This window comes from Rhodococcus sp. P3_B8 (genome assembly GCF_056402775.1).
On the sequence record NZ_JBFUGT010000466.1, the window covers coordinates 1 to 3,679 of the forward strand.

Here is a 3,679-nt window from a genome sequence, read left to right on the forward strand (position 1 = left end):
ATGCGCTCTACGACCAGCGCAACGCGCCGGCCGAGTTGCGCGACCCGATCGAGGCGGCCGCGAAGTCCGGCGGCGGCGCCCTGTTCGTGTCGGGCGTCGATCCGGGATGGGGCAACGACATCCTGCCGATCCTGATGACGGGCCTGGCCGGCACGATCGATCAGATCCGTTGCCAGGAGATCTTCGACTACACCACCTACGACCAGCACAATTCTGTGCGATACCTCGTCGGCATGGGCCAGCCGATGGACTACGAACCGCCGATGGTCGCGGCGACCGTGCCGACGATGGTGTGGGGCGGCCAAATTCGGCTCGTCGCCCGGGCCCTCGGTGTGGAGCTCGACGAGATCCGGGAGACGCTGCTGCGCCGGCCGCTGGACGAGACGATCACCACCGATCTCATGGGCGAGTTCGAGGCCGGCACCCAGGGGGCGCTGCGTTTCGAGGTGCAGGGCATCGTGGGCGGCGAGCCTCTGATCGTCATCGAGCACGTCACGCGGATCCACCCGTCGTGCGCCCCGGACTGGCCCGTGCCGCCGGACGGCGGGGACGGCGCGCACAAGGTGATCATCGAGGGCCGGCCGCGCATCGAGGTGAACGTGGAGGCTACCGACGAGGGCGGCAATCGAGCGGCCGGCGGCAACGCCACCGCGGTGGGGCGCCTGGTCAACGCGATCCCGTGGCTGCGGACGGCCGCGCCGGGGCTCTACGACGCCCTGGACGTCCCGCTCACCCCCGGTCACGGCAAGCTCGGCTGACACCACCCACATCAGTTAGCTCTTGCGCTAACCATTGTTGCCGTGAATACTTTGCCTTATGGCTCAGTATCCGGAGCAGCTGAACGGCATCTTCCAAGCGCTCGCCGACCCCACGCGGCGGGCCGTGCTGGGCCGCCTGAGCCGGGGCCCGGCGACGGTCAGCGAACTGGCGAAACCGTTCGACATGGCCCTGCCCTCCTTCATGAAGCACATCCACTTCCTCGAGGACAGCGGATGGATCCGGACGCACAAGGAGGGCCGCGTACGGACGTGCGCGATCGAGAAGGAACCGTTCACGGCCGTCGAGGCGTGGCTCGCGGAGCAACAGGAACTGTGGGAGAGCCGCACCGACCGACTCGAACAATTCGTCACCGAACACACCGTCACGACACCCTCAAAGGACACACCGCAATGACCGACACTGCGAGACCCGATCTCGACCTCACGATTTCGCGCATCATCCGGGCACCCCGTCCGGTCGTGTGGCGCGCCTGGACCGACCCCGCCAGCTTCGAGCAATGGTGGGTCCCCGCGCCGTCTCGGTGCCGGGTCGTCGACATGGAACTACGCCCGGGCGGGGCGTTCACGACCCAGATCAGTGAGGACGGGGGTGAATTCGCACCACACATCAGTGGCTGCTTCCTCGCCGTCGACGAACTCGAACGCATCGTGTTCACCAACTCGCTGGTCGGCGGCTGGCGACCCGCCGAACAGCCGTTCATGACCGCGATCATCACGTTGAACGACCATCCGACGGGCACGGAGTACGTCGCCCACGTGATGCACAAGGACAACGCCGACCGCAACACGCACGAGGAAATGGGCTTCTACGACGGCTGGGGCACCGTCACGGAGCAGCTCGCCAAAATGGCCGAGCGACAGGCGTAACGGAGGAGGCCGACAACGAACAGGTCATCGTGGCCACCGACAATGAGCTCGCAACCCACCTCGAGGAGCTGAAGAGACAGCCGGACACGGACATTCACCTGTCCGGCGGATCGTCCTTTGCGCGATCGGTCCTCGCGCTGGGTCTGGTGGACGAGTTCTATCTCTTCGTCTCTCCGGTCGTGTCACCGGGCGCCTCCTGGTTCTCGGAGATCTCCGACCAGCGTGACCTCGAACTGGTGGGCACCGAGTCGTACGGCAACGGGGTCGTCGAAGTGCGTTAGGTGCCCCGGGAACGAGCGGCCGCACTCAGGCCGGACAGCTTCACCGACATGCTCGCGTAAACACGGTCAGCCCACCGTCGCGAACTCCCCTGCCGCGGACCATCGTTGCCGCTCGGCGGCGAACGCGACGGCCTGCTCGGCTCGGAAGTCGCCGATCGGATCGGCATTTGCCGTGAGGAACTGCTGGTGCTCGGCGAGCGAGAACGTGCCCTCGGTGATGTCGATACCGCCGCCGCGGCCGGCTGCGACCTCGGATCGCAGGTCCATCAGCTCGTCCGGTTCGACGGGGTACCAGGAGATCCGGTCGAAGAAGCGCAGCAGCCAGGGGGTGCCGTCCTCGAACGGTCCCGACTTCTCGGGATGCCGATGGTTCCACACCTGGGTGGTTCGGCCGACGAACTGGTACCCGCCCGGGCCCTCCATTCCGTAGATGCACAGGTACGCGCCACCGATACCGACCGCGTTCTCCGGCGTCCACGTTCGGGCCGGGTTGTACTTCGTGGTGACCAGCCGATGCCGCGGGTCGAGCGGTGTCGCGACGGGTGCGCCGAGGTAGACGTCACCGAGCCCGAGCACCATGTACTCCGCTCCGAAGACCGTGTCGAAGACGTCGTCGACGCTGCCGAGCCCGTTCATGCGGCGGATGAACTCGATGTTCCAGGGGCACCACGGTGCGTCTGAACGGACACCGTGCATGTAGCGCTGGATCGCCTCACGAGTCGAGGGGTCGTCCCACGACAGCGGCATCCGCACGGACCGGCTCGGCACCACGAGTTCGTTCGCCGCGGGCAGTGCGTCCTCCGCCTCGCCGAGCAGCCCCATGAGCTTCGGGATCGGCAGCACGTCGGGGTCGACCCGGACCTGCAACGAGCGGATGCCCGGTGTCAGGTCGAGGAGCCCGGCCGGCTTCTCGACCTCGAGTCGCTGGTGCAACGCGTGGGCGCGGGCCCGCAGTGCGAGGTCGAGGGTCATGTCGCCGTATTCGACCAGGACGTTGTCGTCGCCGGACCGCCGGTACGTCACGGCGGTCTCGCCGTCGCGCCGGGCGATCACGCCGTCGTCGCGGTCACCGGTGGTGGAGAAGACCGTCGAGTGCGCCGCCCGCCGCGCGGGCCCCAGTGCCCGCGTGGACGCGGCCCGGTCGGCCCTGATCGGCACGAAGCGCACCGCATCGCCGGGCGCCAGTTGTCCGAGCTTCCAGCGTTCCGCCGCGACGACGGTGACGGGGCACACGAACCCACCGAGGCTCGGTCCATCCGGGCCCAGCAGAATCGGGGTGTCCCCTGTGAAGTCCAGGGCGCCGATCGAATACGCGTTGTCGTGAATGTTGGACGGATGCAGTCCCGCCTCGCCGCCGTCCGTGCGGGCCCAGTCGGGCTTGGGTCCGATTAACCGCACCCCGGTGCGGTCCGAGTTGAAGTGCACCTCGTAGTCGGTCTGGTACAGCGTGTCGATGTCGGCGCGGGTGAAGAATTCGGGTGCGCCGTGCGGGCCCTCGGTGACCGCGATCTCCCAGCGACGGCACAGGGCCGGAACGTGTTCGGCGGGGACGGCGGCCGTGCGGGCGCCGGTGTGCTCGCCGACCGCGAGAACATCGCCCTGCCGCAGCGTGCGGCCCTGATGTCCGCCGAACTTGCCGAGCGTGAACGTCGAGGCGCTGCCGAGGAAGTCGTCGACGTCGAGCCCGCCCTGGACGAGTACGTAGATGCGGAGGCCGGGTCCTGCCACCGCGCCGACGTCCAGGACTGCGCC

At 68.1% G+C, this 3,679-nt stretch carries 5 protein-coding genes; 4 read left to right on the forward strand and 1 reads right to left on the reverse strand.

Translation table 11 applies throughout. From position 1 onward, the window contains the following. From AC1D1G_RS42955 to AC1D1G_RS42970, 4 genes are all read left to right on the forward strand, one after another. A partial coding sequence (locus AC1D1G_RS42955) for a dihydrodipicolinate reductase (protein WP_477956681.1) occupies nt 1–758 on the forward strand: 758 nt, incomplete at its 5' end. A 58-nt stretch (nt 759–816) separates the two neighbouring features. Further along, nucleotides 817–1,173 carry an ArsR/SmtB family transcription factor gene (locus AC1D1G_RS42960; RefSeq protein ID WP_477956682.1) on the forward strand — a complete coding sequence of 119 codons (357 nt, stop codon included), beginning with the start codon at nt 817–819 and terminating at the stop codon, nt 1,171–1,173. Further along, entirely contained in the window at nt 1,170–1,646 is a 477-nt protein-coding gene (locus AC1D1G_RS42965) for an SRPBCC family protein (protein ID WP_283331862.1), read from the forward strand. The genes AC1D1G_RS42960 and AC1D1G_RS42965 overlap by 4 nt, the downstream gene beginning before the upstream one ends. 29 nt (nt 1,647–1,675) lie before the next feature. Next, nucleotides 1,676–1,927 (forward strand): dihydrofolate reductase family protein, encoded by a 252-nt coding sequence (locus AC1D1G_RS42970; protein ID WP_283331863.1) that lies wholly within the window; start codon nt 1,676–1,678, stop codon nt 1,925–1,927. A 66-nt stretch (nt 1,928–1,993) separates the two neighbouring features. On the opposite strand, the gene AC1D1G_RS42975 is transcribed toward AC1D1G_RS42970, so the two are convergent. After that, nucleotides 1,994–3,679: carboxyltransferase domain-containing protein (locus tag AC1D1G_RS42975; RefSeq protein WP_477956683.1), on the reverse strand; the 1,686-nt coding region annotated here is incomplete at its 5' end.

Coding starts and splice junctions, on each gene's coding strand:
- AC1D1G_RS42965 (WP_283331862.1), top strand. CDS start 1,170: ATGACCGACACTGCGAGACCCGATCTCGACCTCACGATTTCGCGCATC.
- AC1D1G_RS42960 (WP_477956682.1), top strand. CDS start 817: ATGGCTCAGTATCCGGAGCAGCTGAACGGCATCTTCCAAGCGCTCGCC.